This window comes from Bradyrhizobium sp. AZCC 2230 (genome assembly GCF_036924495.1).
GTDB classification, from domain to species: domain Bacteria; phylum Pseudomonadota; class Alphaproteobacteria; order Rhizobiales; family Xanthobacteraceae; genus Bradyrhizobium; species Bradyrhizobium rifense.
Genome location: NZ_JAZHRS010000001.1, coordinates 8,648,345 through 8,674,912 on the forward strand (window position 1 = coordinate 8,648,345; position 26,568 = coordinate 8,674,912).

The 26,568-nt window shown below is 64.3% G+C and carries 22 protein-coding genes; 14 read left to right on the plus strand and 8 right to left on the minus strand.

Annotated features, from left to right (window positions below; genetic code table 11):
- Positions 1 to 43: 43 nt before the first annotated feature.
- Entirely contained in the window at positions 44 to 820 is a 777-nt protein-coding gene (locus V1280_RS41190; protein ID WP_334536481.1) for an SDR family oxidoreductase, read from the minus strand.
- A gap of 156 nt (positions 821 to 976) precedes the next feature.
- Between V1280_RS41190 and V1280_RS41195 the strand changes: the two genes are divergently transcribed.
- Positions 977 to 2,050, plus strand: a complete 1,074-nt coding sequence (locus V1280_RS41195; RefSeq protein ID WP_334536483.1) for a tartrate dehydrogenase — start codon at positions 977 to 979, stop codon at positions 2,048 to 2,050.
- 184 nt (positions 2,051 to 2,234) lie between these two features.
- Here the strand turns inward: V1280_RS41195 and V1280_RS41200 are convergent, their stop codons facing one another.
- Genes V1280_RS41200 through V1280_RS41215 form a run of 4 tightly spaced genes read right to left on the minus strand, consistent with a single transcriptional unit; the run spans position 2,235 to position 6,444 of the window.
- The gene (locus tag V1280_RS41200) at positions 2,235 to 3,308 is read right to left on the minus strand and encodes a malate/lactate/ureidoglycolate dehydrogenase (RefSeq protein ID WP_334536484.1); all 1,074 of its coding nucleotides are present in this window, start codon (positions 3,306 to 3,308) and stop codon (positions 2,235 to 2,237) included.
- Between the two features lie 11 nt (positions 3,309 to 3,319).
- Positions 3,320 to 4,231, minus strand: a complete 912-nt coding sequence (locus V1280_RS41205) for an NAD(P)-dependent oxidoreductase (protein ID WP_334536486.1) — start codon at positions 4,229 to 4,231, stop codon at positions 3,320 to 3,322.
- A 12-nt stretch (positions 4,232 to 4,243) separates the two neighbouring features.
- Positions 4,244 to 5,494 carry a Zn-dependent hydrolase gene (locus V1280_RS41210; RefSeq protein WP_334536488.1) on the minus strand — a complete coding sequence of 417 codons (1,251 nt, stop codon included), beginning with the start codon at positions 5,492 to 5,494 and terminating at the stop codon, positions 4,244 to 4,246.
- A gap of 32 nt (positions 5,495 to 5,526) precedes the next feature.
- Positions 5,527 to 6,444, minus strand: coding sequence for a LysR family transcriptional regulator (locus tag V1280_RS41215; RefSeq protein ID WP_334536490.1), 918 nt, complete (start codon positions 6,442 to 6,444; stop codon positions 5,527 to 5,529).
- 119 nt (positions 6,445 to 6,563) lie between these two features.
- On the opposite strand from V1280_RS41215, the gene V1280_RS41220 reads away from it, so the two are divergent.
- The 6 genes from V1280_RS41220 to V1280_RS41245 all read left to right on the plus strand — a co-directional run bounded on the left by V1280_RS41220 (position 6,564) and on the right by V1280_RS41245 (position 12,137).
- Positions 6,564 to 7,379: a putative hydro-lyase gene (locus tag V1280_RS41220; RefSeq protein WP_334536492.1), complete on the plus strand. Its 816-nt coding sequence runs from the start codon at positions 6,564 to 6,566 to the stop codon at positions 7,377 to 7,379.
- A gap of 84 nt (positions 7,380 to 7,463) precedes the next feature.
- Positions 7,464 to 8,708 carry an ABC transporter substrate-binding protein gene (locus V1280_RS41225; protein ID WP_334536494.1) on the plus strand — a complete coding sequence of 415 codons (1,245 nt, stop codon included), beginning with the start codon at positions 7,464 to 7,466 and terminating at the stop codon, positions 8,706 to 8,708.
- A gap of 151 nt (positions 8,709 to 8,859) precedes the next feature.
- Positions 8,860 to 9,738, plus strand: coding sequence for a branched-chain amino acid ABC transporter permease (locus V1280_RS41230; protein WP_334538554.1), 879 nt, complete (start codon positions 8,860 to 8,862; stop codon positions 9,736 to 9,738).
- Complete coding sequence (locus V1280_RS41235) at positions 9,738 to 10,721, plus strand: branched-chain amino acid ABC transporter permease (RefSeq protein ID WP_334536496.1); 984 nt, start codon at positions 9,738 to 9,740, stop codon at positions 10,719 to 10,721. The genes V1280_RS41230 and V1280_RS41235 overlap by 1 nt, the downstream gene beginning before the upstream one ends.
- On the plus strand, positions 10,718 to 11,449 hold the full coding sequence (locus tag V1280_RS41240; protein ID WP_194476945.1) for an ABC transporter ATP-binding protein: 732 nt from the start codon (positions 10,718 to 10,720) through the stop codon (positions 11,447 to 11,449). The genes V1280_RS41235 and V1280_RS41240 overlap by 4 nt, the downstream gene beginning before the upstream one ends.
- Positions 11,433 to 12,137 (plus strand): ABC transporter ATP-binding protein, encoded by a 705-nt coding sequence (locus V1280_RS41245; RefSeq protein ID WP_334536501.1) that lies wholly within the window; start codon positions 11,433 to 11,435, stop codon positions 12,135 to 12,137. The genes V1280_RS41240 and V1280_RS41245 overlap by 17 nt, the downstream gene beginning before the upstream one ends.
- A gap of 102 nt (positions 12,138 to 12,239) precedes the next feature.
- Here V1280_RS41245 and otnC read toward each other — a convergent pair whose 3' ends face one another.
- On the minus strand, positions 12,240 to 12,920 hold the full coding sequence (gene otnC / locus V1280_RS41250) for a 3-oxo-tetronate 4-phosphate decarboxylase (RefSeq protein WP_334536503.1): 681 nt from the start codon (positions 12,918 to 12,920) through the stop codon (positions 12,240 to 12,242).
- A gap of 105 nt (positions 12,921 to 13,025) precedes the next feature.
- On the opposite strand from otnC, the gene ltnD reads away from it, so the two are divergent.
- The 6 genes from ltnD to V1280_RS41280 all read left to right on the plus strand — a co-directional run bounded on the left by ltnD (position 13,026) and on the right by V1280_RS41280 (position 22,494).
- On the plus strand, positions 13,026 to 13,943 hold the full coding sequence (ltnD, locus tag V1280_RS41255) for an L-threonate dehydrogenase (RefSeq protein WP_334536505.1): 918 nt from the start codon (positions 13,026 to 13,028) through the stop codon (positions 13,941 to 13,943).
- A 12-nt stretch (positions 13,944 to 13,955) separates the two neighbouring features.
- Positions 13,956 to 14,738 carry a 2-oxo-tetronate isomerase gene (gene otnI, locus V1280_RS41260; protein ID WP_334536507.1) on the plus strand — a complete coding sequence of 261 codons (783 nt, stop codon included), beginning with the start codon at positions 13,956 to 13,958 and terminating at the stop codon, positions 14,736 to 14,738.
- Positions 14,735 to 16,024: a 3-oxo-tetronate kinase gene (otnK, locus tag V1280_RS41265; protein WP_334536509.1), complete on the plus strand. Its 1,290-nt coding sequence runs from the start codon at positions 14,735 to 14,737 to the stop codon at positions 16,022 to 16,024. Before otnI ends, otnK begins: the two co-directional genes overlap by 4 nt.
- Before the next feature lie 161 nt (positions 16,025 to 16,185).
- A complete protein-coding gene (locus V1280_RS41270; RefSeq protein WP_334536511.1) occupies positions 16,186 to 17,877 on the plus strand; it encodes a methyl-accepting chemotaxis protein in 1,692 nt (563 codons plus the stop codon).
- 254 nt (positions 17,878 to 18,131) lie between these two features.
- Positions 18,132 to 21,311, plus strand: coding sequence for an efflux RND transporter permease subunit (locus V1280_RS41275; protein WP_334536513.1), 3,180 nt, complete (start codon positions 18,132 to 18,134; stop codon positions 21,309 to 21,311).
- Positions 21,298 to 22,494, plus strand: coding sequence for an efflux RND transporter periplasmic adaptor subunit (locus V1280_RS41280; protein WP_334536515.1), 1,197 nt, complete (start codon positions 21,298 to 21,300; stop codon positions 22,492 to 22,494). The genes V1280_RS41275 and V1280_RS41280 overlap by 14 nt, the downstream gene beginning before the upstream one ends.
- Positions 22,495 to 22,596: 102 nt before the next feature.
- On the opposite strand, the gene V1280_RS41285 is transcribed toward V1280_RS41280, so the two are convergent.
- Both V1280_RS41285 and V1280_RS41290 read right to left on the minus strand, forming a co-directional pair.
- On the minus strand, positions 22,597 to 24,105 hold the full coding sequence (locus V1280_RS41285) for an acetyl-CoA acetyltransferase (RefSeq protein ID WP_334538555.1): 1,509 nt from the start codon (positions 24,103 to 24,105) through the stop codon (positions 22,597 to 22,599).
- 169 nt (positions 24,106 to 24,274) lie between these two features.
- Positions 24,275 to 25,408, minus strand: coding sequence for a nitronate monooxygenase (locus V1280_RS41290; RefSeq protein WP_334536517.1), 1,134 nt, complete (start codon positions 25,406 to 25,408; stop codon positions 24,275 to 24,277).
- A 277-nt stretch (positions 25,409 to 25,685) separates the two neighbouring features.
- On the opposite strand from V1280_RS41290, the gene yghU reads away from it, so the two are divergent.
- The gene (gene yghU, locus V1280_RS41295; protein WP_334536519.1) at positions 25,686 to 26,564 is read left to right on the plus strand and encodes a glutathione-dependent disulfide-bond oxidoreductase; all 879 of its coding nucleotides are present in this window, start codon (positions 25,686 to 25,688) and stop codon (positions 26,562 to 26,564) included.
- Positions 26,565 to 26,568: the final 4 nt, after the last annotated feature.

The following is a 26,568-nucleotide window of genomic DNA, read 5'->3' on the forward strand; positions in this document are numbered from 1 at the left end:
TTTTACTCCTAACTCACTCTAGCTTCGCAATGACGGAAAGAATCTAGCCCCAGCCGGCACTGATACCGCCATCCACCGTGTAGATCACACCTGATGTATAGCCGGCACGATCGGACGCGAGGAACGCCATGAGGTCGCCGATCTCGCGCGCATGCGCGGGGCGGCCGAGCGGCAGGCCCTTCTGGAATTCCTTGTAGCGGCTCTCGTCGCCGAACTGGTGCTTGGCCCGTGTCTTCAGCAGCGTGACGTGACGGTCGGTGCCGACAGGGCCGGGATTGATGCCGACCACGCGGATGTTGTCGGCGAGGCTCTTGCCCCCGAGCGCGCGTGTGAACGCCATCAGCGCGGCATTGCCGGCGCTGCCGCAGATGTAATTCGCGTCGAACTTTTCGCCGGCAGCACCGATGTCGTTGACGATGACGCCGCCGCCTTTGGCCTTCATCTGCGCGTAGATCTGCCGCGTCAGGTTGATATAGCCGAACACCTTCAATTCCCAGGCGTGGCGCCAGGTGGCTTCATCGATCTTGTCGATCGAGCCGCCGGGAATGTCGCCGGCATTGTTGACGAGCACGTCGATGTCGGCGGCCTCCTTGGCGAGCCGTGCCAAATCCTCGGCCTTGCGCAAATCCACAATGCTTGTCGCAGCATCGATCTGGTGTGCGGATCGCAACCGATCCGCGAGCGCCTTGAGCTGCTCGCCGTTACGGGCAGCAAGCAGGAGATGCGCGCCTTCCTCGGCAAACGCTTCGGCGGCAGCAGCGCCAATGCCCTTGGACGCGCCTGTGATCAGGACGCGCTTGCCACGCAGATGCAGATCCATGAGAGGTACTCGCTCGGTGGGAACTGAATGAAATCAGTAGGCGGTGCGTCGCGCCACGGTCAACATTGCAGTGCAGCGTTGCACTGCCGCTGACTTTGGTCCATTGCAGTGCGGTCAAAAAGACGGCGGCTGCCGGACCAAAAAAGGACGTTCTCGATGAGCAAGAAACAATACCGGATCGCAGTCATTCCCGGCGACGGCATCGGCAAGGAAGTGATGCCCGAGGGCCTGCGCGTTTTGGAGGCAGCGGCGAAGAAGCACGGGGTCGCCCTGCATTTCGATCATTTCGACTTCTCGTCCTGGGAATATTACGAGAAGCACGGCCAGATGATGCCGGACGACTGGAAAGAGAAGATCGGCAAGCACGACGCAATCTATTTCGGCGCGGTCGGCTGGCCGGCGAAGATTCCGGATCACGTCTCGCTGTGGGGCTCGCTGATCAAATTCCGCCGCGAGTTCGACCAGTATGTTAACTTGCGCCCGGTGCGGCTGATGCCCGGCGTGCCGTCGCCGCTGGCGGGCCGCAAGCCCGGTGACATCGATTTCTGGGTCGTGCGCGAGAACACCGAAGGCGAGTATTCCTCCGTCGGCGGCCGCATGTTCCCGGACACCGATCGCGAGTTCGTCACCCAGCAGACGGTAATGACCCGGGTGGGCGTCGACCGCATCCTCAAGTTCGCTTTCGAGCTCGCGCAATCGCGGCCGAAGAAGCATCTGACCTCGGCGACCAAGTCCAACGGCATCTCCATCACCATGCCCTATTGGGACGAGCGCGTGGAGGCGATGGCGAAGAAGTTTCCGGGCGTGAAGTGGGACAAGTACCACATCGACATTCTCACCGCGAACTTCGTGCTGCATCCCGACTGGTTCGATGTCGTGGTCGGCTCCAACCTGTTCGGTGACATCCTGTCCGACCTCGGCCCAGCCTGCACCGGCACGATCGGTATCGCGCCGTCAGGCAACATCAATCCCGAGGGCGATTTCCCGTCAGTGTTCGAGCCGGTGCACGGCTCGGCGCCTGACATCGCGGGGCAGGGCATTGCCAACCCCATCGGTGCGATCTGGTCAGGCGCGATGATGCTCGAGCATCTCGGTGAGAAGGTCGCCGGCAAGTCGATTGTCGATGCGATCGAACGGACTCTGGCTGAGCGTACGCTGCGCACCAAGGACCTCGGCGGCAACGCCGACACGACCGCCTGCGGCAAGGCGGTCGCGGATATGGTGGATTAAGGCGAACTCGCGCAACGGACTCCGGTGTCGTCCCGGCGCAGGCCGGGACCCATACGCCGCAGCCGTTGTTGTTGCGCGAGAAGGTCATTGCCTGTCTTCGCCAAACGGCTGCTGCGGCGTATGGGTCCCGGATCTGCGCTTCGCTTGTCCAGGACGACATCGCTTGTAACGAGTTGGCTCTCGTTCAGCCGGCAATCTTCTCGAGCGCCGCCTCGTCCAGCCCGAACTTCTTCCCGGCTTCCAGAATTTCCTGCCAGGTGGTTGGATCGACCGGAATGCCTTCGGCGAGCCGCTTTTTCTTGGTCTCGCGCTCGGGCTCGCCGGCGATCTTGACCTTGTCGACGCCGAGGCCGGGAGGCGAGCCGGTGTGCCAGGCGACGAAGCTCTCGACCTCGCGCGCCAGGTTCTCGCCGGTGCCGAGCTTGCCCGGATCGATGATGATCGAGAGCATGCCGTTGAGGACGTTGTACTTGCCGTCGGACGGGCCCTTGACCACTTGCCCGCCGGAAAGCGCGCCGCCGAGGATTTCGCACACCAGCGCGAGCCCGGAGCCCTTGTGCTCGCCGAATGGCAGGATGGCGCCGTGCGGTGGGATCACGGTGTAGCGCGGATTGGTTGTCGGCTTGCCCTCGTTGTCGATGATGGTGCCGGGCTCGAGTTCGACGCCCTTGTTGTGGGCGACGCGGGTCTTGCCCTGTGCGATCCGGCTGGTGGCGAAGTCGAGCACGATGGGGTCCTTGCCCCTGCGGGGGATGCCCACGCAGAACGGGTTGGTGCCGTGGCGCGCATCGCTGCCGCCCCACGGCGCCACGATCGGACGCGAGATCACGTTGACGAAGTGGATCGACACCAGCCCGTGGTCGATGCACTGCTCGGCCCAATGGCCGATGCGGCCGATGTGGTGCGCGTTGGAAAGGCCGACGAGACACACGCCGTTGCGCTTGGCGCGCTCTGCCGCCAGCTCCATCGCTTCATGGCCGATCACCTGGCCGTAGCCGGTGAGACCGTCGAGGGTGAGAAGCGGACCGGTGTCGAGCACGATCTTGACGTGCTGGTTCACGGCGAGGCCGCCCGTGGTGACGCTCGAGACATAGCGCGGGATCATGCCGACGCCGTGCGAGTCATGTCCCTTCAGATTAGCCTCGACGAGATTGGTGGACACGAGCTCGGCTTCGCGATCCGTAGACCCGCCCGCCTTGACGATGGCGCGGATGACGTTGATGAGCGGTTCTGCCTTGATGGTGCGATAGTCGGCCATTGTTGTTGCTCTTATCCTTTCACGATCCGGCGGCAATGGACCCATGCCGCTTCAATCAGGTTCTCACTCGCCTCCGGCGTGCGGAACGCCGAATGCGCCGACAACGTCACGTTCGGCAGCTTGGTTAGCGGATGATCGCCCGGCAGCGGCTCGATGTTGAAGACGTCGAGGCCGGCATGGCGGATGTGGCCTGACTTCAGGGCGTCGATCATCGCCTGCTCGTCCACGACGGCGGCGCGCGCAGTGTTGATGAGGATGACGCCCGGCTTCATCTTCGCGATCTTTTCGCGCGTGATCATGCCGCGCGTCTCGTCATTGAGCAGCAGATGCAACGAGACCACGTCGCTCTTCGCCAGGACCGTGTCGAGATCAGTGAACTCCACACCGGGATAGGTCTTCGGCGAGCGGTTCCAGGCAATCACCTTCATGCCGCTGCCGGACGCGATGCGCGCGACTTCGGCGGCGATACCGCCGAAGCCGATCAGGCCCAGCGTCTTGCCGGTGAGCTGCATGCCGTCCTCGCGCAGCCAGTTGCCGACGCGCATCTCGCGATCCATCATCGCGATGACACGGGCCGAGGCCCACATCAGCGCGATCGCGGATTCAGCGACCGCCGTATCGCCATAGCCCTTGATCAGATGCACGGAGATGCCGAGCTCGGCGAGTTCTTCGGGATTCATATAGCTGCGCGCGCCGGTGCCTAGGAACACGACGTGCTTGAGGCCCGCGCATTTTTTCGCGACTTCGGTGGGAAGCGCGGTGTGGTCCACGATCGCGATCTCGGCGCCGTCGAGGATCTCCGGATATTGCTCGGGCTTGATATCGGGATCCCGGTGGATCCGCACCTTGGGATCGCCTGATATCTCCAGCCGCTCCATGATCACGGCAAGCGCTTCATTGGCGTCGACGAAAACTCCGCGCATGTCTGTCTCCGATCAGGATGCGACGCCGGCGATCGCCAGCACGGTATGCATCAGCACGTTGGTGCCCGCGGCGCAGTCGGGCTGCGTGGCGTCTTCCAGCTCGTTGTGGCTGATGCCGTCCTTGCAGGGCACGAACACCATCGCCGCCGGCATCACCGTATTGAGGTTGCAGGCATCGTGGCCGGCGCCGGAGGTGATGCGGCGGGAGGAATAGCCGAGCGTCTTCGCGGCATTCTCGACGGCTGCGATCAGCTTCGGGTCGAAATGCGTAGGCGGCTTGCGCCAGACGAGATCAATCTTGACCTCGACCTTGCGGCGCGCGGCGATCTCCGAGATCGCGGCACGCAGGTCACGATCGAGCGCATCCATGATCGCGCCGTCCGCGCTGCGGCAGTCCATGGTGAAGGCGATCTCGCCGGGAATGACGTTGCGCGAGGGATTTGCGATCACGGCTTCGCCGATGGTGCCGACCGCATTCGGCCCGTGCTTCTTGGCGATGGCCTCCATCGCCAGCACGATCTCGGAGAGCGTTGCCAGCGCATCGCGCCGCAGCGGCATCGGCGTCGAGCCCGCATGGCTCTCGAAGCCGGAAATCTTGCCGTCGTACCACAATACGCCCTGGCCGGAATCGACGACCCCGATGGTCTTGCCTTCCGCTTCGAGGATCGGACCTTGCTCGATATGCAATTCGACAAAGCAGCCGAGCTTCTGAAAACCGACCGGCTTGTCGCCGCGATAGCCGATGCTGTCGAGCGCGTGGCCGACGGTCGTGCCCTCGATGTCCTTGCGCGAGAGAATGTCGTCGGTGGTGAAATCGCCGACGTAAGCTGCGGACGCCATCATCGCCGGCGCGAACCGCGAGCCTTCCTCGTTGGTCCAGTTGACGATGCAGATCGGCGCCTCGGTCTCGATGCCGGCGTCGTTCAGCGTGCGGATCACCTCGAGCGCGCCGAGCGTGCCCAGAATGCCGTCGTATTTGCCGCCGGTCGGCTGGGTGTCGAGATGCGAGCCGATGCCGACGGGCAGCTTCGACATGTCGCGGCCCTTGCGCAGGCCGAACTGTGAGCCGAGTGCGTCGACATGCACTTCGAGGCCGGCTTCCTCGCAGGCCTTTCGGAACCAGTCACGAACCTGTTTGTCTTCGCCGCTCAGCGTCAGCCGTCGCACACCGCCCTTGGCCGTCGCGCCGAATTGCGCGGTCTCGTGGATGGAGCCCCAGAGGCGGGCGGAATCGATTTGCAGATTGGTGGCGGTTCGGCTCATGCGGTCGGTCTCTCGATTATCCGGCGCCTGTTTCAATGACGCGCCAGCGCGGGCGCGTCAACCGCGACGCTGCTCTGCGCAATCTGACATGCAAGCTCGGCGACGCGCTCCACCGCGACGACGTCGGGCGAGGCGAGCCAGCTTGCCGTAAACGTCAGCGGCGCGATCTGCAGATCGGTGTCGAGCAATTGCAGCCGACCGTCGGCGAGCTCGTTCTCGACGATGGCGTCGGGGATCACGGCGATGCCGAGCCCTTCCACCGCCATGTGGATCACGGTGGCGAGAGAGGCCGAGGCGTGGAGACGGATCGGCGGCAAGTCCGGCCGGTCGAACACCTCGCGCACGACCTCGTAGGGTCTGGTCTTGCGCGGAAAAGTGATGATCGGAAACCGTGCGAGATCCGCCGGCGTCACCGGGCCATGGCCGAGCCCGAGCGACGGGCTTGCGAGAAAGCCGATCGGATAATCGGCGAGCACGCGGTTGTGCACGCCCGAGGCCGACAGCGGCCCGACCACGAAGGCCAGTTCGATCTCCTGCGCGAGCAGGCGCGCGGTGAGGTTCGGCGTGATGTCGACCTCGATCTCCAGCGACAGGTTGGGATAGATCTGGTTCATGCTCTTCACCAGCCGCGGCAGCCAGGTGTGCACGATGGTCTCGGCGACGCCGAGCCGCATCACGCCGCGCATCGCCGAGCGATCGCCGATCTCGGCCATCATCTGAGCGCGCAGGCCGATCAGCTTTTCCGCATAGACCATCATCTGCCGGCCGCTCGGGGTGGGCGACGCCACGCGATGATCGCGGTTCAGGAGTTTTACGCCCATCTCGCGTTCGAGCTGGGCGATGCGCTGGGAGATCGCCGGCTGGGTCGTATTGAGCCGCGCTGCGGCGCCACGGAAGCTGCCGAGCTTCACAACCCAGAGGAAGGTTTCGATCGACCTGAAGTCCAGCATTGGAGTGATTTTCCCGATCGATAAAATGGATTTATCGATATCGATTAAAAAGGACGATTAGACTTTATAGTATGCTTGATGTTGGCTACGCTTGTCGAGTTCATAGGCAGGTCGATCACATGACTGTTTTAGTGGCAGTGCAGCAAACTGAAACACCCGACACTCTCCCGAGCCGCCAGGCGCGGCTTGCCTATCGTGGCGGCGAGGTCGGTTCCACCGCAGGGGTCGCCCCCGGCTTCGTCCAGGGCAATCTGGCGATCCTGCCTGCGGAATTCGCTGGGGCTTTCCACCGCTTCTGCCAGCTCAATCCGAAACCGTGCCCGATCATCGGCATGTCCGACGTCGGCAGCCCGCACATCCCGGCGCTCGGCGCCGATCTCGATATCCGCACCGACGTCCCGCGCTACCGCGTCTGGCGCGACGGCGAGGTCGTGGACGAGCCGACCGACGTCACCAAGCATTGGCGCGATGATCTCGTGACCTTCGTGCTCGGCTGCTCATTCTCGTTCGAAGAGGCGCTGCTCGACGAGGGCATGCCGATCCGCCACATCGAGCAGAACGTGCGGGTGCCGATGTACCGCACCAACATCAACTGCGGCGAGGCCGGCCCGTTCGCGGGGCCGATGGTGGTCTCGATGCGTCCGTTCAAGCCGGCGGATGCGATCCGCGCGGTGCAGATCACCTCGCGCTATCCCGCCGTGCACGGCGCGCCGGTGCATCTCGGCCATCCGCATCTGATCGGCATCAAGGACATCGCCAAGCCCGACTATGGTGATCCCGTACCTGTCGCCGATGACGAGATTCCGGTGTTCTGGGCCTGCGGCGTGACGCCGCAATCAGTCATCAATGCAGCCAAGGTCCCGTTCGCGATTACGCATTCGCCCGGCCTGATGCTGGTGACGGATCTGAAGAACAGGAACATGGCCGTGATTTAGTGGGCAGCATTTGCTGCTTCTTCAGGCTTTACGCAGTTTGCCAATCGTTTCATTCGATACGCGCAATAACAGGGGACTTTGCCAATGACGATCACTCGCCGCGACGTTCTGCTCGGAGCCACCGCCGCTGCTGCGCTGTTGCCGCTAGCCGCGCGCGCGCAAACCTCCGAGGTGGTGATCGGCGCGACCTATCCCTTGTCGGGCGCCGGCGCCCAGGTCGGGGTCGACGCGCAGCGCGCATTCGAGACCGCGATCGATATCATCAACAACGACCAGGACTTCGATCTTCCGCTGGCGAAGGGTGTCGGCTTGCCGGGTCTCGGCGGCGCCAAGATCCGCATGGTGTACGCCGACCACCAGGGCGACCCGCAAAAGGGACGCGCCGAAGCCGAGCGACTGATCACCCAGGAGAAAGTCTGCGCGGTGCTCGGCTCCTATCAGAGCGCAGTCGCGGTCACGGTCAGCCAGATCTGCGAGCGCTACCAGATCCCGTTCTTGTCGGCGGACAATTCCTCGCCGAGCCTGCATCGCCGCGGACTGAAGTACTATTTCCGCGCCTCGCCGCATGACGAGATGTTCTCGGCCGGGATGTTCGATTTCCTCGACTCGATGAAGAAGAAGGGCGTCAAGGCCGACACGCTGGCGCTGTTCCACGAAGACACGATCTTCGGCACCGACTCTGCCAACGCCCAGACCAAGCTCGCAGCCGAGCGCGGCTACAAGATCGTCGCCGACATCAAGTACCGCGCCAACTCGCCGTCTTTGTCTGCCGAAGTCCAGCAGCTCAAGGCCGCCAATGCCGATGTGCTGCTGCCCTCGAGCTACACCACGGACGGCATCCTGCTGGTCAAGACGATGGCGGAGCTCGGCTACAAGCCGAACGCGATTCTGGCCCAGGCAGCCGGCTTCTCCGAAAAGGCACTTTACGACGCCGTCGGCGACAAGCTCGAAGGCGCAATCACCCGCGGCAGCTTCTCGCTCGATCTTGCCGCCAAGCGGCCGATGGTCGGCAAGATCAACGATCTGTTCAAGGCGAAATCGGGCAAGGATCTCAACGACAACACGTCGCGGCAGTTCATGGCGATGATCGTGATTGCGGACGCCATCAACCGTGCCAAGTCGACCGACGGCGAGAAGATCCGCGACGCGATGGCCGCAACCGACATTCCGGGCGACCAGACCATCATGCCCTGGAAGCGGGTCAAGTTCGACGACATGGGCCAGAACAACGACGCCGATCCGGTTCTGCTGCAATATATCGGCGGCAAGTTTGTCACCATCTTCCCGTCGCAGGCGGCGGTGGCCGAAGCTGTCTGGCCGATGAAGTGAGGATGGATCGGGAGCTCGGACGATAGCTCCCGATCCTGGTCCTGCGGAGTAAGACGGAGCCCGCGTCGGGAGAGGCGAGGGCCGTCCGTTCTTTGCGATGCACGTTCGATGACGCCCCTCGGGGGTGAGAGCTTTTCTGGGGGACAAGTTGCTGACAGTCGAAACCGTTGTCCAAAGTCTCGCGAGCGGCCTGCTGATGGGCCTGCTCTACGGACTGATCGCCGTCGGCCTCGCACTGATCTTCGGCCTGATGGACGTCACGAACTTCGCCCATGGCGAGTTCCTGATGATCGCGATGTACGCGTCCTTCTTCCTGTTCGCGTTCTTCGCCATCGATCCCTTGCTCTCGGCGCCGCTGGTCGCGGCGGCGATGTTCGTGTTCGGAGCGGTGGTCTACCTGTTGATTGTACGCTTCGCCATGCGCGCCAAGGCCAATGCCGGCATGGTGCAGATCTTCACCACCTTCGGCCTGGCCATCGTCATGCGCGGACTGGCCCAGCTGTTCTTCACGCCGGACTATCGCAGCATTCCGCAATCCTGGCTCGGCGGTAAAACCGTCTCGATTGCAGGCATTTTCCTGCCGGAGCCGCAGCTGGTCGGTGCGCTGGTCTCGATCGCGGCTTTTGCCGGCCTCTACTTCTTCATCCACCGCACCGATTTCGGCCGCGCGCTGGAAGCGACCCGTGAAGATCCCGGTGCGGTCGCGCTCGTCGGTATCGACAAGAACCGCGTGTTCGCGTTCGGTTGGGGCCTTGGCGCTGCGCTTGTCGGCCTCGCCGGCGCGATCATGGCCGTGTTTTTCTACATCTATCCCGACGTTGGCGCATCCTTTGCGCTGATTGCCTATGTCACTGTGGCGCTCGGCGGCTTTGGCAGTGTGTTCGGCGCCTTTGCCGGCGGCATCATTGTCGGCCTGGTTGAAGCGGTGACCGCCCTGATGCTGCCGCCCTCACTGAAGTCGGTCGGCATCTATGCGGTGTACTTGCTCGTTGTCTTCATCCGGCCGCGTGGCCTGTTCGGGTCGATGTGATGGACAAGAATTTTGCCGCGCGGCGTCGCCGCGATCTCATCATTGCCGCGGTGCTGGCTGCACTGGCCGCGCTTGCGCCGCTGTTCGTCAAGAACGTCTACATCCAGAACATCCTGGTCCTGACCTTGATGTATGCGGCGCTGTCGCAGAGCTGGAACATCCTCTCCGGCTATTGCGGACAGATCTCGCTGGGCCACGCTCTCTATTTCGGCATCGGCGCCTACACGACCGAGCTTTTGTTCACCAAGTTCGGCGTGTTGCCCTGGTTCGGGATGCTCGCCGGCGGCGCGATCGCGGCTCTCATCGCGATGGGGCTCGGCTATCCCTTTTTCCGCCTGCGCGGCCATTACTTCGTGATCGCGACCATCGTCATCGCCGAGATCGGGCTGTTGCTGTTCCAGAATTGGGAATGGGCGGGGGCCGCAATGGGGATTACCATTCCCGTGCGCGGCGACAGCTGGCTGAAATTCCAGTTCATGCGCAGCAAGCTGCCGTATTTCTATTTCGCGCTGGCGCTTTGCTGCCTCGCCTGGTTCGTCACCTGGTGGCTTGAAGACTCCAAATGGGGTTTCTGGTGGCGCGCGGTGAAGGACAATCCCGAAGCCGCTGAAAGCCTCGGCGTCGTCGTGTTCAACTCCAAGATGGGCGCGGCTGCCGTGTCCGCTTTTCTTGTCGCCGTCGGCGGTGCGTTCTACGCGCAGTTCCTCGCTTACATCGATCCCGAAAGTGTCATGGGCTTCCAGTTCTCCCTGCTGATGGCACTCCCGGCCGTGCTCGGCGGCATCGGCACCCTCTGGGGTCCCGTGCTGGGGGCGGCCATCCTGATCCCGATGACGGAACTGACGCGCTCCTATATCGGCGGCTCCGGCCGCGGCGTCGACCTCATCGTCTATGGCGGGCTGATCGTCGCGATCTCGCTGGCTCTGCCGCAAGGCCTGGTGAGCCTGTTCTCCCGTTCGAAGGCAAAAGGGGCCACGCGATGACCGCGCTCCTTGAAACCCGCGGCGTCTGGCAGCGGTTCGGCGGCCTCGTCGCCAACTCGGACGTCTCGATCTCGGTCGGCCGCGGCGAGATCGTCGGCCTGATCGGCCCCAACGGCGCCGGCAAGTCGACGCTGTTCAATCTTATCGCCGGCGTTCTGCCGCCGACGCAAGGATCGATCTGGTTCGACGGCGAGGACGTGACAAAACTGCCGGCAGCCGAGCGCTGTCAGCGCGGCGTCGGGCGCACCTTCCAGGTGGTCAAGAGCTTTGAGACCATGACGGTCATCGACAACGTCATCGTCGGTGCCTTGGTGCGCAACACGGTGATGCGCGAGGCGCGCCGCAAAGCGCATGAGGTGCTGGAGTTCACCGGCCTTGCCGCGCGCGCCGACGTGCTCGCGAGCGACCTCGTGCCGGCCGAGAAACGCCGCCTCGAAGTCGCGCGTGCGCTCGCGACCGAACCGAAACTGCTTTTGCTTGACGAAGTCCTCACCGGCCTCACGCCGACCGAGGCGCAGACCGGTGTGGCGCTGGTGCGAAAAGTACGCGATGCCGGCATCACCGTTCTGATGGTCGAGCATGTCATGGAGATCGTGATGCCGCTGGTCGATCGCGCCATCGTGCTCGACCTCGGCAAGGTGCTGGTCGAGGGCAAGCCCGCCGACGTCGTCCGCGATCCCAAGGTGATCAAGGCATATCTGGGAGATCGTCATGCTGTCGGTGCATGAAGTCACGACCGCCTATCAGGGCCTGGTCGCGATCTCCGCGGTGTCGATCGAAGTCCAGAAGGGCGAGATCGTCTGCGTCGCCGGCGCCAACGGTGCGGGCAAGTCGACGCTGCTGAAATCCATCGCCGGTGCCGAGCGTCCGCGCTCGGGCACGGTGACGTTCGACGGCAAACGCCTCGACGGCATGGCGCAGCATCACATCACGGCGACCGGCATTGCCTACGTGCCGGAGAACCGCCGCCTGTTCCCGCGCCTGTCGGTGCGCGACAACCTTCGCCTCGGCAGCTATCTCTATCGCGGCGAGGCGGATCGCGAGGGACCGCTCGATCTCGTCTTCAAGCTGTTTCCGCGCCTGTCCGAACGCCTCGATCAGCGCGCCGAAACGCTCTCCGGCGGCGAGCAGCAGATGCTCGCGATCGGCCGCGCCCTGATGACGCGTCCGCGGCTTCTGATGCTCGACGAACCCTCGCAGGGCATCATGCCGAAGCTGGTCGATGAAATCTTCCAGGCGGTGAAAACCATCCGCGACGCCGGCATGACCGTGCTGATCGTCGAACAGCGCATGGCCGAGTGCCTGGAGATCGCCGATCGCGCCTACATCCTGCAAACCGGCCGCGTGCTGATGCAGGGACCGGCGGCCGAGATCAGGGGCAATCCGGACGTGCGCAAGGCGTATCTGGGGCTGTAGGTTTCTCCGTCATTGCGAGCGTAGCGAAGCAATCCAGAATCCCTCCGCGGAAAGACTCTGGATTGCTTCGCTCCGCTCGCAATGACGAGGTTAGAGCCGGGCTCAATGCCCATGCTCCGGCAACGTCACCCCGAACACCTTCACCAGATCCGCCACCTGCTCCGGCGAGAGATACCGCGGGTTCATCCCGCGCAGCAGCAGGTACAGCTTCGCCGTCTCCTCCAGCTCCTCGGTCGCGAACACCGCGGCTTCCAGCGTGTCGCCGGCGACCACCGGGCCGTGATTGGCGAGCAGCACGGATGAATATTTCCCGGCCAGTCCCTTGATCGCATCCGCGACCGCGGGATCGCCAGGGCGGTAATAGGGCACAAGCGCGGTGGCGCCGCATTTCATCAGATAATAAGCCGTCATCGGCGGCAGCGCGGCGCGCGCGTCGATCTCGGGTAGCATCGAGAGCGCGACCGAATGGGTGGAGTGCAGATGCACGATTGCCCGCGCGCTTCCGCGCGTATCGTAGAGCGCGGTGTGCAGCGGAACTTCCTTGGTCGGCGCATCGCCGGACATGAGCCGGCCCTGATCGTCCAGCCGCGACAGCTTTGCCGGATCAAGGAAGCCGAGCGAGGCGTTGGTCGGCGTTACCAGCCAGCCGCCGCCATCCAGCCTGACACTGATATTGCCGGAGGAGCCCGGCGTCAGCCCGCGCTCGAACAGGGACCGTCCGAAGCGGCAGATATCCTCACGCAGCCTTGTCTCGTTGCTCGTTTCAGTTTTCATGGCCGTCATGCTCGCTTCTCTCACGCTTTGGCAGCGTGGCCAAGCCGTGTTATTCGAGATCACGAGCCGCCGCAAAGGCCGGCCTGCCGGGAAACGTTCGCAAGGGTGAGTTGCATGTCCGCCTCCAATTCACAAAATCAGCGCATCGCCGTCATCGGGCTCGGCTCGATGGGGTACGGCATGGCGACCTCGCTGAAGCGCGCCGGCCATGCCGTCACCGGCTGCGACGTCTCGGCCGATGCGGTCGCGCGTTTTGTCAAGGACGGCGGTATCGGCGCCACAACGCCGGCCGAGGCGGCCAAGGGTGCGGACATCGTCGTCAGCGTCGTCGTCAACGCCGCGCAGACAGAGACGATCCTGTTCGGCAAGGACGGCGTCGCCGAGACCCTGCCGAAAGACAGCGTGTTCATCTCCTCTGCCACGATGGACCCGGATGTGGCGCGCCGCCTCGCCAAACAACTGGAGACGACTGGCCGGAACTATCTCGATGCGCCGATCTCTGGCGGCGCGCAGCGCGCAGCCCAAGGCGAATTGACGATCCTCGCCTCCGGCAGCTCCGCTGCATTCGCAAAAGCGCGTCCCGCGCTCGATGCCATGGCGGCAAAACTCTACGAGCTCGGCGATGCAGCGGGGCAGGGCGCCGCGTTCAAGATGATCAACCAGCTGTTGGCCGGCGTGCATATCGCTGCCGCAAGCGAGGCGATCGCGTTCGCCGCCAAGCAGGGCCTCGACATCCGCAAGGTCTATGAGGTGATCACGGCGTCCGCCGGCAATTCGTGGATGTTCGAGAACCGCATGCCGCACGTGCTCGACGGCGACTATACGCCGCGCAGCGCGGTCGAGATCTTCGTCAAGGATCTCGGCATCATCCAGGACATGGCGCGCAGCGCCAGATTCCCGGTGCCGGTTTCCGCCGCGGCCCTCCAGATGTTCCTGATGACATCAGCCGCCGGCATGGGGCGTGACGATGATGCGTCGGTGGCGCGAATGTATGCGCAGGTCACCGGCGTCAAACTTCCCGGCGACAAGTAGAAGAGGATTCCAATGCCCCGTTTCGCCGCCAACCTCTCGATGATGTTCACCGAGGTGCCGTTCCTCGACCGGTTCGACGCCGCCGCGGCAGCCGGCTTCACCGCGATCGAGTTTCTCTTTCCCTATGAGCATCCGGTCGAGGCGATCGGCGAACGGCTCAAGCGCAACGGCCTGACACAGGCGCTGTTCAACCTGCCGCCGGGCGACTGGAATGCCGGCGAGAAAGGTTTTGCCGCACTGCCGGCGCGCTTTGCCGACCTCAAGGCGAGCCTGGAGACGGCGCTGCCTTACGCCAAGGCGACCGGCGTCAAGCGGCTGCATTTGATGGCGGGCATCGCCAACCGCGGCGAACGGGTCGCAATCGAGGCCTTCTACAAGTCGGTGGCCTGGGCCGCAGAATTCTTCGCGCCGCATGGCATCGACATCGTGCTCGAGCCGATCAATTCCCGCAATGTGCCCGGCTACTTCCTCAATGATTTCGGCTTTGCGCGCGACCTGATCCAGGAGTTGCGGCTTCCCAACCTGAAACTGCAGTTCGACATCTATCACTGCGGGATCATCCATGGCGACGTTACCATGCGGCTGCGCGAGATGATGCCGATCATCGGCCACATCCAGATCGCCAGCATTCCCTCGCGCAACGAGCCAGACGGCGAGGAGCTCAATTATCCGTTCCTGTTCGATGAGCTCGATCGCCTCGGCTATGCCGGCTTCGTCGGCTGCGAATACAATCCGCGCGGCAAGACCACCGATGGGCTCGCCTGGTTCAAGCCCTATGCGGGAGTGAAGCTGTGACACTTGCAGCGAAAATTTCTCTTGGCTGCATCGCCGACGATTACACCGGCGCCTCCGATCTCGCCAATACGCTGACGCGCGCCGGTTTGCGCACGGTGCAGACCATCGGCGTGCCCGCCGACGATCTGAAGCTGCCCGAAGTGGACGCCGTCGTGGTGTCGCTGAAGAGCCGCTCGATCGAGGCTGGGATTGCGGTGTCGCGCTCGCGCGCGGCCGAGAAATGGCTGCGCGGGCGCGGCGCGAGCCACGTGCTGTTCAAGATCTGCTCGACCTTCGATTCCACGGATGCAGGCAACATCGGGCCGGTGATGGACGCGCTGCGCGCCGATTGCGGCGAGGGCGTCGTGCTGGTGACGCCGGCTTTTCCCGAAACCGGCCGCACCGTCTATCAGGGCAATCTGTTCGTCGGCGCCGTGCCGTTGAACGAGAGCCCACTCAAGGACCATCCGCTCAACCCGATGCATGACTCCAATCTGGTGCGCGTCTTGGCGCGCCAGAGCAAGACGCAGATCGGTCTCGTCGACCTCGCGACCCTCTCGCGCGGGGCGCAGGCCGTGCAGGCCCGGCTTGCTGAATTGTCAGGCAAGGGCGTCGGCGCCGCGATCATCGACGCCGTGTTCGACCGCGACCTCGAGACCATCGGCCTTGTCGCCGCAGAGCACCGGTTGTCGGTCGGCGCCTCGGGTATCGGCCTGGGTCTCGCCCGCGCACTCGTGTCGACCGGCAAGGTCAAGTCGGCCGCCGCCAGCAGCGATCAGGGCGCCGCCGTCGGCGGGCAGGTGGCGTGCCTCGCGGGAAGCTGCTCGCAGGCCACCTTGCAGCAGATCGCCAACGCCGAACGCGTCATGCCGGTGCTTCGTCTTGACCCTGACCGTATTCTTACGGGCGCGAACGAAACGCAGCGTGCGCTGGACTGGGCGAAGGAGCGGTTGGCCCAGGGTCCCGTGCTGATTGCTTCGAGCGCGACGCCGGCTGACGTCGCTGCGCTCCAGGCGCGTCACGGTCGCGACGCAGTAGGTCACGCCATCGAGCAGACCATGGCCGACATCGCCGAAAACCTAGTGAAATCAGATGTTCGGCGCCTGGTTGTGGCCGGTGGCGAGACCTCCGGCGCCGTCGTCGACCGCCTCGGGATCCCCGGCTTCCTGGTCGGCGTGGAGATCGCTGCGGGCGTGCCGGTGCTTCGCGCCGTCGGCGCCGCCGCGGGCGATATGCTGCTCGCTTTGAAGTCCGGCAACTTCGGTGGACCTGAGTTTTTTGCAGACGCGATTGGGCTCATGCGCTGAGCGCAGAGCATTCTTAGTCGCCTGTTCATCTCTTTCAGGCTCCGTACTCGTACGGAGTCGTAGTTAACAACTGCTCAGTCGCTTTGTTGTTGGATATCGGCGCCGCTCCTTTAGTTGACTCATTAGGACGCGCGACCGCGCCAACGCAAAGAGACCCGATTATGCTCGCCACCATCTCCATCCGCGCCAAGATCATCAGTGTCGTGGCGTTCCTGCTGGTTGCGATGACTGGCATGGGCCTGCTCGCCGTCATGAAGATGCGGTCGATGAATGCCAACACCACCGACATCACCACGAGCTGGCTGCCCAGCGTGCGCGTGCTCGGCGAGATACGGGCGAGCGTCATCACTTATCGCAACGTGGTCCGCCAGCACATGCTGGCCGAGACCCTCGAAGACAAGCTCGCGAACGAGAAGACCGCCGGCACTGTGATGGAGGCGCTCGGCAAGGCCCGCAAGAGCTACGAGCCGATGATCACCACGCCCGAAGAGCGTACGCTCTACAACGAATGGGCCAAGCTCTGGGACCAGTACAAGCAGGGCACGGACGAAGTCTTTGCGCTGTCGCGCAAGGAGGCCGGCAAGGTCCCGCACGATGCCCAGGAGCTGAACACCAAGACCGTCAACAAGATCGGACTTGCGTCTGATGAGGTCCTGACTAAGGACATCGAGCTCAATACCCAGGGCGGTGATCAGGCTGCCAAGGATGCCGGCGACAGCTACTATTACGCCTTCATGCTGGTCTCGATCATCCTTGGCGCCGCTGTCATCATCGGCATCGGCGTCAGCTTCTACCTCGTGCAGGACGTCTCCAGCGGCATCAACTCGATCATCCAGCCGATGCAGGCGCTGGGCCGCGGCGACCTCTCTGCCGAGGTCCCGCACCGCGGCGAGAAGACCGAGATCGGCTCGATGGCCGACGTGCTTCAGGTCTTCAAGGAAGCCCTGATCGCCAAGAAGGCTGCCGACGAGGCTGCTGCCGCCGACGCCGAGGCCAAGATCGAGCGCGGCCGCCGCGTCGACAACGTGACCCGCGAATTCGAGACCATGATCGGCGAGATCGTCCAGACCGTGTCGTCGGCCTCGACCCAGCTCGAAGCCTCGGCCTCGACGCTGACCTCGAGCGCAGACCGTTCGCAGCGGCTGGCGACCACGGTTGCCGCGGCTTCGGAAGAAGCCTCCACCAACGTGCAGTCGGTGGCCTCAGCCACCGAGGAGATGGCATCCTCGGTCGGCGAGATCAGCCGTCAGGTGCAGGAATCGGCGCGAATGGCGGGCGACGCCGTCGGCCAGGCCCGTGCCACCACCGAGCGCGTCAGCGAACTCTCCAAGGCTGCGTCCCGCATCGGCGACGTTGTCGAACTCATCAACACCATCGCCGGCCAGACCAACCTGCTGGCGCTGAACGCCACCATCGAAGCGGCGCGTGCCGGTGAGGCCGGCCGTGGCTTCGCGGTGGTCGCCTCCGAAGTGAAGGCGCTTGCCGAGCAGACCGCCAAGGCGACCGGCGAGATCGGCCAACAGATCTCCGGCATCCAGGCGGCGACCAACGACTCGGTCGGTGCGATCAAGGAAATCTCCTCGACCATCGAGCGTCTCTCGGAAATCTCCTCGGCCATCGCGGCCGCGGTGGAGGAGCAGGGCGCCGCGACCCAGGAAATCGCCCGCAACGTGCAGCAGGCGGCCCAGGGTACCCAGCAGGTCTCGTCCAACATCACCGACGTGCAGCGCGGCGCGACCGAGACCGGCACCGCCTCCTCACAGGTGCTGTCGGCCGCACAGATGCTGTCCAACGACTCGACCCGGTTGAAGAGCGAGGTCAGCAAATTCCTGACCAACGTCCGCGCGGCGTAAGCTGTCGACATCGGGCGCCAGCTGTCACCCATGTCGTCCCGGCTCCCGTGCGCAATTTGCGCAGCTAGGCCGGGACGACGCTGCGATACATTTCCCCTCGCATAGCTGCGATGCCAATTCCGCAGTGCGGTAGCAGGGAAGTGAATGGCGCGACGCTGCTTCATGTTGGCGCGTTCGGCGGTGTTCGGGTAAAGGGAAAGAGGAACCCCCGCGGGGAGCGGATTCTATCCTCTCGACCTGGAATTGCCTGACGAATGATTGCTCTGGTCCGTATTGCCCTGAGCCGGCCCTACACGTTTGTCGTGCTCGCGCTCCTGCTCCTGATCATCGGACCGCTGGCGGCGCTCCGAACGCCGACCGATATCTTTCCGGAGATCCGTATCCCCGTGATCGGTGTGGTCTGGCAGTACACCGGCCTGCCGCCGGACCAGATGTCCGGCCGCATCACCACGCCGTTCCAGCGCTCGCTGACGACGACGGTCAATGACATCGAGCACATCGTCGCCAACTCCTATAACGGCTTCGGCATCGTCAAGATCTTCTTCCAGCCGACCGTCGACATCCGCACCGCCAACGCCCAGGTCACCGCGATCTCGCAGACGCTGCTGAAGCAGCTTCCACCCGGTTCGACGCCGCCATTGATCCTGAATTACTCCGCCTCGACCGTGCCGATCATCCAGGTGGCGCTGTCGGGCGAGGGACTCTCCGAGCAGAACCTCGCCGACATCGGCATCAACCAGCTCCGCACGCCGCTGGTCACCGTGCCGGGTGCTGCAATCCCGTACCCGTTCGGCGGCAAGCAGCGCCAGGTCCAGATCGACCTCGATCCGACTTCGCTCCAGGCCCGCGGCCTGTCCGGCCAGGACGTCGCCAACGCGCTGGCCGCCCAGAACCTGATCACGCCGGTCGGCACCCAGAAGATCGGCGCCTTCGAGTACAACATCCAGCTCAACAACTCGCCGCTCAAGATCGACGAGCTCGGCAATCTGCCGATCAAGACCGTCAACGGTGCCATGGTCTATGTGCGCGACGTCGCGACCGTGCGCGACGGCAATCCGCCGCAGACCAACATCGTCCATGTCGACGGCAACCGCTCGGTGCTGATGATGGTGCTGAAGGCGGGCGCGACCTCGACGCTCGATATCATCGCCGGCATCAAGCAGAAGGTGATCGACGTCAAGGATCAGCTGCCGGATGCGCTGAAGATCGGCTTCATCGGCGACCAGTCCGTGTTTGTCCGCGGCGCGATCCAGGGTGTCGCCTTCGAGGGCGTGATCGCGGCGCTGCTCACCAGCGTCATGATCCTGCTGTTCCTCGGCAGTTGGCGCTCGACCGTCATCATCGCGGTCTCGATCCCGCTGTCCGTGCTCGGCGCCATCATCATGCTGTCGGCGATCGGCGAGACGCTGAACATCATGACGCTTGGTGGGCTCGCGCTCGCGGTCGGCATCCTCGTCGACGACGCCACGGTGACCATCGAGAACATCAACTACCATCTGGAGCAGGGCAAGCCGGTTGAGCAGTCGATCCTCGATGGCGCCAACCAGATCGTGACGCCGGCCTTCGTCTCGCTGCTCTGTATCTGCATCGTGTTCGTGCCGATGTTCTTCCTCACCGGCGTCGCGCGCTTCCTGTTCGTGCCGATGGCGGAAGCCGTGATGTTCGCGATGATGTGGTCGTTCATCCTGTCGCGCACGCTGGTGCCGACGATGGCGAATTATCTGTTGCAGCCGCACGTCCACCACAAGGGCGCGCCGCCGAAATCGCGCAATCCTTTGGTGTGGTTCCAGCGCGGCTTCGAGGCTCGCTTCGAGCGCATTCGCGGCGGCTACCATGGCTTTCTCGGCCTCGCGCTCGCGCACCGCCCGGTGTTCGTGATCGGCTTCCTCTGCGTGGTCGGCGCATCGTTCGCACTGGTGCCGTTCCTGGGCCGCAACTTCTTCCCCGCGGTCGACGCCGGCAACATCCTGATGCATGTCCGCACCCAGGTCGGCACCCGCGTCGAGGAGACTGCCAACCAGCTCGCCGACGTGCAGAAGGCGATCCGCAAGCTGATACCGGGTGAGATCGAGACGCTGACCGACAACATCGGCATGCCGATCTCCGGCATCAACATGACCTACAACAACACCGGCGTGATCGGTCCGCAGGACGGCGACATCCAGGTCAAGCTGAAAGAGGGCCACAAGCCGACCGAGGAGCACGTGAAGGTGCTGCGCGAGCAGTTGCCGCGGCTGTTCCCCGGCGTCAGCTTCGCCTTCCTGCCGGCCGACATCGTCAGCCAGATCCTGAACTTCGGTGCGCCGGCGCCGATCGACCTCCAGGTCCGTGGCGCCAATGCCGCGGCTAACTTCGCCTATGCCAACAAGCTGCTCGCCAAGGTCCGTCGCATTCCCGGCGTCGCCGATGCGCGGATCCAGCAGTCGCCAAGCAACCCGACCTTCAATATCGATGTCGACCGCACCCGCGCGCAATATGTCGGCCTGACCGAACGCGACGTCACCAACAGTCTCGTGGTCAATCTCGCCGGCTCCTCGCAGGTGGCGCCGACCTATTACCTCAACCCCGACAACGGCGTGTCCTACTCCATCGTGATGCAGACGCCGCAATACCAGATCGATTCGCTCAGCGCGCTCCAGACGCTGCCGATCACGGGGACCGGCAATTCGCAGTCGCCGATCCTCGGCGGCATCGCCGACATCAAACGCTCGACGTCGAGCGCAGTGGTGTCGCAATACGACATCCAGACGCTGGTGCAGATTTTTGCGACGACGTCAGGCCGCGATCTCGGAGCGGTCTCCAATGATATTCGTCAGCTGATCGCCGATACCGCCAAGGAAGTTCCGAAGGGCTCCTCCGTGGTGCTGCTCGGTCAGGTGCAGACCATGAACAGCGCCTTCACCGGCCTCTTGTTCGGTCTCCTGGGCGCCGTCGTGCTGATCTACCTCCTGATCGTCGTGAACTTCCAGTCCTGGTCCGATCCTTTCGTGATCATCACTGCGCTGCCGGCAGCCCTCGCCGGCATCGTCTGGATGCTGTTCACGACCCAGACCACGCTGTCGGTGCCGGCGCTGACAGGCGCGATCATGTGCATGGGTGTGGCCACCGCCAACAGCGTGCTCGTGATTTCCTTCGCCCGCGAGCGCTACGAGGAGCTCGGCGATCCCATCGCAGCGGCACTGGAAGCCGGCTTCGTCCGGTTCCGCCCGGTGCTGATGACCGCGCTCGCCATGATCATCGGCATGGCGCCGATGGCCTTAGGGCTGGGCGAGGGCGGCGAACAGAACGCCCCCCTTGGCCGCGCCGTGATCGGCGGCCTGATCTTTGCAACCTTCGCCACGCTGATGTTTGTTCCCGTAGTGTTCAGTATGGTACACAAGAAACAAGGCGCCAAAGCCGCCGCCCCATTGGAGACGCCGCATGTCGCCCACTGAACCCCGCTCCCCGGTGTCGCACCGGAAACTGGGCATTTTCGGCGTGGTGGCGCTGATTGCGGCAGGCCTCGTGGTCGGCACCGGCATTCGCGCTCGCGAGGACCAGAGCTCCAAGCTGAAGGAATGGACCGACGACCAGGCCGTTCCCAGTGTTGCGGTGGCCCTGCCCAATGCCAAGGCGCTCAATTCCACCATCGATCTGCCGGGCCGGCTCGAGGCCTATTATCGCGCGCCGATCTTCGCGCGCGTCTCCGGCTATCTCAAAAGCTGGAGCGTCGACATGGGCGCCCGCGTCAGGGCAGGCCAGGTGATCGCCGAGATCGAGGCGCCCGACCTCGACCAGCAGCTTTTGCAGGCCCGCGCCGACCTCGCCAGCCAGCAGGCCAGCGCCAGGCTGTCGGAAGCAACCCTGAACCGGCGCAAGACGCTGGTCGCCTCCAACTTCGTCTCGGCGCAGGAGATCGACGAGCGCACCGCCGATCTCTCCAACAAGAACGCCGCGGTCCATTCCGGACAGGCCAATGTCGAGCGGCTCGAGGCGCTCGCGGGCTACAAGAAGATCACCGTGCCGTTCGACGGCGTAGTCACGGCGCGCGACACCGACGTCGGCGCGCTGATCAACGCCGGCGGCGGGTCCGGACCGGCGATGTTCGTGGTCTCCGACATCACCAAGCTGCGCGTCTACGTCAACGTTCCCCAGAACTACGTGCCGGCGATCAAGATCGGCGCCAAGGCTACGATGGTGATGCCGGAGTACCCGAACCGGACGTTCCAGGCGACGGTGGAAGCCTCCTCGCAGGCCGTCGATGTCGCCTCGGGCACCACGCGCATGCAGCTCGGGCTCGACAATTCCAACGGCGAGCTGATGCCCGGTGGCTATGCCAGCGTGAAACTCAATTTGCAGCGCGACACTGCGCCGCTGAGCATTCCCGCCAGCGCCCTGATCTTCAACGGCAGCGGTCTGCGGGTCGCGACGGTCGGTGCGGACGACAAGGTGCAATTCAAGACCGTGACCATTGCCCGCGATCTCGGCAAGGAGATCGAGCTTGCCTCAGGGATTGCGCCCGACGACCGCGTCATCACCGCTCCGCCGGACGGCCTGTCCGACGGCGATGCGGTTCGCGTCGTCGGCGCCGGCGGCAAGCCGGCGACGGCCTCGGAAAAGCAGGCGCCGAAGGGCTAGCGCGGTCTCGTAGGGTGGGCAAAGGCGCCCTTGCGCCGTGCCCACGTCTTTTCATCAAATCGGCAAGACGTGGGCACGCTTCGCTTTGCCCACCCTACGAGATCACGCCACCCGCCACTCCGGCACGCCATCCGCGGCCATCGTGATCTCGCCGAGCGACCCCACCGGCGTACGATTCATGTCAAGCAAGCGCGCCAGCGTCGCACCATCGCTTGCCGGAATCCGCGCCAGCGTGCGCTGGTCATCTGCCGTGCGCAACATCACCACACCGTGCTCGGCATCGCCACTACGGCCATAGAGCACCGTGAAACTTTCGACCTTCCCCTTGCCTGAAGCCTCCGTGACGAACTCCGGCACCGCACGCTTGTTGCGGTCGGCCTCGCCTTGCACGCTGGTCTCCTGCGCCAGCGCATCCCGCGGTGGTGTCTTCGAAACGACCAGGCCGTGATGCTTGGTGACGAAGCCGCCCTGGCCGTAGAGCAAGCCGAGCCTGTCGCCACCGCGCAGGCGCCGCACCATCGCGCAGGCTGCATGCGTCATGTAGGTGTTGAGCGGCGCGCCGAAGAAGGTGAGGCCACCGTTCACGGTGGGCTGCACGTCGGCGGAAAGGCCCAGCGTCCGCCGCGCCATCTTCGGCACGCAAGGGAAGCAGCTATAGAGCTCGATCGCGTCGAACCTTTTGCCGTCGCCGCCGGCGATATCCATCACGGCCTTCAGTACCGCGTTCTGCGGATGGCTCTCGTAAAACTGGTCGCGCACGAGATAGTCGGGCGGCTCCTCTGCCGAGGCGCCGCCGAGCGGGTAGACCAGTCTATCCTCAGCAATGCCAGCGGCGCGTGCCTTGGCACGGCTGGTGAGCAACAGCGCACCGCCCATGTTGACGCTGGGGTTGGCGACCATGAGCTTGTTGTACGGCCACGCAATAAGCCGGTTGTCCGCGGTCGGCGTCGTGATCTCGTCCGGCGCATAGCGCCGCTTCAGCCAGGCATTGGGATTTTGCGCGGCGACCGCCGCATAGCGTGACCACAGCGTGACTGATTCCGCCATCGCCTCGCGCGGCGTCTGGCCCCAATGCGCGGACGATGCCGCTTCATAGAACGGATAGACCGTGACGGGGCGGAACACGCCGAGCTTCATGGCGAGCGGTTTCTGGAACGACGCGCCGCGCTTCGGCTCCGGGACATCGTGGGCGAACGGCGTCCATGGCAGCTTGGCGCCCGCGCGCTCAGCCTTGGTCGCGGTCGACTGCGCTTCCGCGCCGCAGATTGCGGCGACGGTGCACTCGCCGCGTGCGATGCGCTTTGCGGCCTCGTGAATGAAGCGGATCGGGCTCTCGCCGCCGACTGGACCGTAATGGCAATGCGCCGGCGAGACGCCGAGCCGTTGCGCCAGCAGCTTCTCCGGATCGCGATAGCGCCAGCTCAGGAAGTTGACGACGTCGAGCGACTGCACCTCGCCGAGCAGCTCCGCGCCTGCGTCAGCTTCTGCGCGTCGCAGTGCCTGCTCGAGCAGATCGAGCGGCTCGAGGCCCTCGGCGATCTCCTCGGGGCGGTCGACGATCTCGCCGATGCCGACGATGACGGGGATGCGGTCTTCGGGAATGTTGGTCATTTCTTCTTGGTTCACTTTCTACGTCTTCGGCACGCCGTCGCCCTTCGAGGGCCGCTGAAGAAGCGGCCACCTCAGGGTGACGGCTACGGGGACAGCGTCATCCTGAGGTGCGAGGCCGGCGGCGCAACGCGCCGTTGGACGAGCCTCGAAGGATGGGCCGCGCAGACCATCACTCCGCCACCAGCGCATTCATGTGCTCGACGGCTTCGGCAAACTCTTCCTTGAACTCCTGCACCACGGCACCGGCCGACTTCACGCTGTCGATCAGGCCGACGCCCTGGCCAACGAAATAGCTGACGAGGTCGCGCGCCCTGGCATTGCCGGCGGCCGCGGCCCGGTCGATCGAGTTGAAGGCATCGCGGCTGATGATGCTCTGCAGCGGCATCGGCAGGGCGCCGGGGCTCTCCGGCGCGCGGTCCCAGGCATCGGTCCAGACCGAACGGAGCTGTCGCGCCGGCTTTCCGGTGCGGCCCTTCGAACGGATTGCATCACGGGACGATGCGGCGATCATCTTCTCGCGAAAGATCTCGGAGGTTTCGGACTCGACGGTGGCAAGCCACACCGAACCGGTCCATGCGCCGGCCGCGCCCATCGCCATGCAGGCCGCCATCTGCCGGCCCGTCATGATGCCGCCGGCCGCCAGCACCGGCACGTCGCGGATCGGCTTGATCGCCTTGATCACCTCCGGCACCAGCACCATGGTCGAGACCTCGCCGCAATGGCCACCGGCCTCGGTGCCCTGCACCACGAGAATATCGACGCCGGCCGCGACCTGGCGCAGCGCGTGCTCCTTGGCGCCGACGAGGGCTGCCACCGGCACGTTATGCTTCTTGCCCATCTCGATCATCGCTTTCGGCGGCACGCCCAGCGCGTTCGCGATCAGCCGGATCGGATGATTGAACGAGACTTTCAGCAGCTCCAGTGCGGTCTCGGCGTCGAATGGTTGCGGCTGGTTGTCGGCAACATCGGTGGTGATCAGCTCGATGTCGTATTTCTTCAGGAGGTCGCTTGTGTATTTGCGGTGCTCCTTCGGCACACGCGCTTCCAGGCTCTTCCAGGTGACGTCCTTCTCGCCCGCGGTCGAGATGTTTTCGGGAATCAGCACGTCGATGCCGTAGGGCTTGCCGTCGACATGGTCGTCGATCCATGTCAGCTCGCGTTCGAGCGTATCAGGCGTGTGCACCGTGGCGCCGAGCACGCCGAAGCCGCCGGCGCGGCTGACGGCAGCAACGACATCGCGGCAATGGCTGAAGGCGAGCAGCGGGAACTCGATGCCCAGCATGTCGCAGATCGGCGATTTCATGGTCCTCTCCCGGCGGCCTTCGCGTTGCTCTTCTTGTTTTGCCTTGCGAGGGCTGTTCGACGCTAGTCCTTCGATGCCGGCGATGCCACGCCGGATTTGGGCGAGCATCTTGCGCGCAGGCGTTGCGTCGTGGACGAACCATTCATCAGCCCCGCAGGGCGGTGGCCGGACGCATGACGCGAGCCGGAGGCCCGCGCCGGGCGCAGACCCGGCAGGGCTTGTCATTGGCCGTCAACGGGCTAATTAATGCAAGCGCATCTTTCGCCGGAGCCCTCGCATGACCGATACCCCTTACGTGCCGCCAAAAGTCTGGACCTGGAACAAGGAGAACGGCGGTCAGTTCGCCAGCATCAACCGGCCGATTGCCGGCGCCACCCATGACAAGGAGCTGCCGGTCGGCAAGCATCCCTTCCAGCTCTATTCGCTGGCGACCCCGAACGGGGTGAAGGTGACGGTGATGCTGGAGGAGCTTCTGGCGCTCGGCCACAAGGGGGCCGAATACGATGCCTGGCTGATCAAGATCGGCAATGGCGACCAGTTCGGCAGCGGCTTTGTCGATATCAATCCGAATTCGAAAATCCCGGCGCTGATGGACCACTCCGGCCCGGAGCCGATCCGCGTGTTCGAATCCGGCTCGATCCTGTTCTATCTCGCCGAGAAGTTCGGCGCCTTCCTGCCGAAGGAGATCAAGGCCCGCACCGAGGCCATGTCCTGGCTGTTCTGGCAGATGGGCAGCGCCCCCTATCTCGGCGGCGGCTTTGGCCATTTCTACGCCTACGCGCCGTTCAAGATCGAATACGCCATCGATCGCTTCGCGATGGAGGTCAAGCGCCAGCTCGACGTGCTCGACCGCCGCCTTGCCGACAACGAATATCTCGCGGGCAAGGAGTACACGATCGCCGACATGGCGGTGTGGCCCTGGTACGGCGCGCTCGCCAAGGGGCTGGTTTACGGCGCCGGCGAGTTCCTCTCGGTGCAGGACTACAAGAACGTGCAGCGCTGGACGGACCAGATCGCGCAACGCCCCGCGGTAAAGCGCGGCCGCATGGTCAACCGCGTCTCCGGCGACCCCGCCAGCCAGCTCCACGAACGCCACGACGCCAGCGATTTCGAGACCAAGACCCAGGACAAGTTAGAGGCCGCGACGACTGCGTAACTCG

Bases quoted from the DNA above. Each gene is read 5' to 3' on its own strand.
- V1280_RS41190 (WP_334536481.1), bottom strand. From the start codon at position 820: ATGGATCTGCATCTGCGTGGCAAGCGCGTCCTGATCACAGGCGCGTCC.
- V1280_RS41195 (WP_334536483.1), top strand. From the start codon at position 977: ATGAGCAAGAAACAATACCGGATCGCAGTCATTCCCGGCGACGGCATC.
- V1280_RS41200 (WP_334536484.1), bottom strand. From the start codon at position 3,308: ATGGCCGACTATCGCACCATCAAGGCAGAACCGCTCATCAACGTCATC.
- V1280_RS41205 (WP_334536486.1), bottom strand. From the start codon at position 4,231: ATGCGCGGAGTTTTCGTCGACGCCAATGAAGCGCTTGCCGTGATCATG.
- V1280_RS41210 (WP_334536488.1), bottom strand. From the start codon at position 5,494: ATGAGCCGAACCGCCACCAATCTGCAAATCGATTCCGCCCGCCTCTGG.
- V1280_RS41215 (WP_334536490.1), bottom strand. From the start codon at position 6,444: ATGCTGGACTTCAGGTCGATCGAAACCTTCCTCTGGGTTGTGAAGCTC.
- V1280_RS41220 (WP_334536492.1), top strand. From the start codon at position 6,564: ATGACTGTTTTAGTGGCAGTGCAGCAAACTGAAACACCCGACACTCTC.
- V1280_RS41225 (WP_334536494.1), top strand. From the start codon at position 7,464: ATGACGATCACTCGCCGCGACGTTCTGCTCGGAGCCACCGCCGCTGCT.
- V1280_RS41235 (WP_334536496.1), top strand. From the start codon at position 9,738: ATGGACAAGAATTTTGCCGCGCGGCGTCGCCGCGATCTCATCATTGCC.
- V1280_RS41240 (WP_194476945.1), top strand. From the start codon at position 10,718: ATGACCGCGCTCCTTGAAACCCGCGGCGTCTGGCAGCGGTTCGGCGGC.
- V1280_RS41245 (WP_334536501.1), top strand. From the start codon at position 11,433: ATGCTGTCGGTGCATGAAGTCACGACCGCCTATCAGGGCCTGGTCGCG.
- otnC (WP_334536503.1), bottom strand. From the start codon at position 12,920: ATGACGGCCATGAAAACTGAAACGAGCAACGAGACAAGGCTGCGTGAG.
- ltnD (WP_334536505.1), top strand. From the start codon at position 13,026: ATGTCCGCCTCCAATTCACAAAATCAGCGCATCGCCGTCATCGGGCTC.
- otnI (WP_334536507.1), top strand. From the start codon at position 13,956: ATGCCCCGTTTCGCCGCCAACCTCTCGATGATGTTCACCGAGGTGCCG.
- V1280_RS41270 (WP_334536511.1), top strand. From the start codon at position 16,186: ATGCTCGCCACCATCTCCATCCGCGCCAAGATCATCAGTGTCGTGGCG.
- V1280_RS41275 (WP_334536513.1), top strand. From the start codon at position 18,132: ATGATTGCTCTGGTCCGTATTGCCCTGAGCCGGCCCTACACGTTTGTC.
- V1280_RS41280 (WP_334536515.1), top strand. From the start codon at position 21,298: ATGTCGCCCACTGAACCCCGCTCCCCGGTGTCGCACCGGAAACTGGGC.
- V1280_RS41285 (WP_334538555.1), bottom strand. From the start codon at position 24,105: ATGACCAACATTCCCGAAGACCGCATCCCCGTCATCGTCGGCATCGGC.
- V1280_RS41290 (WP_334536517.1), bottom strand. From the start codon at position 25,408: ATGAAATCGCCGATCTGCGACATGCTGGGCATCGAGTTCCCGCTGCTC.
- yghU (WP_334536519.1), top strand. From the start codon at position 25,686: ATGACCGATACCCCTTACGTGCCGCCAAAAGTCTGGACCTGGAACAAG.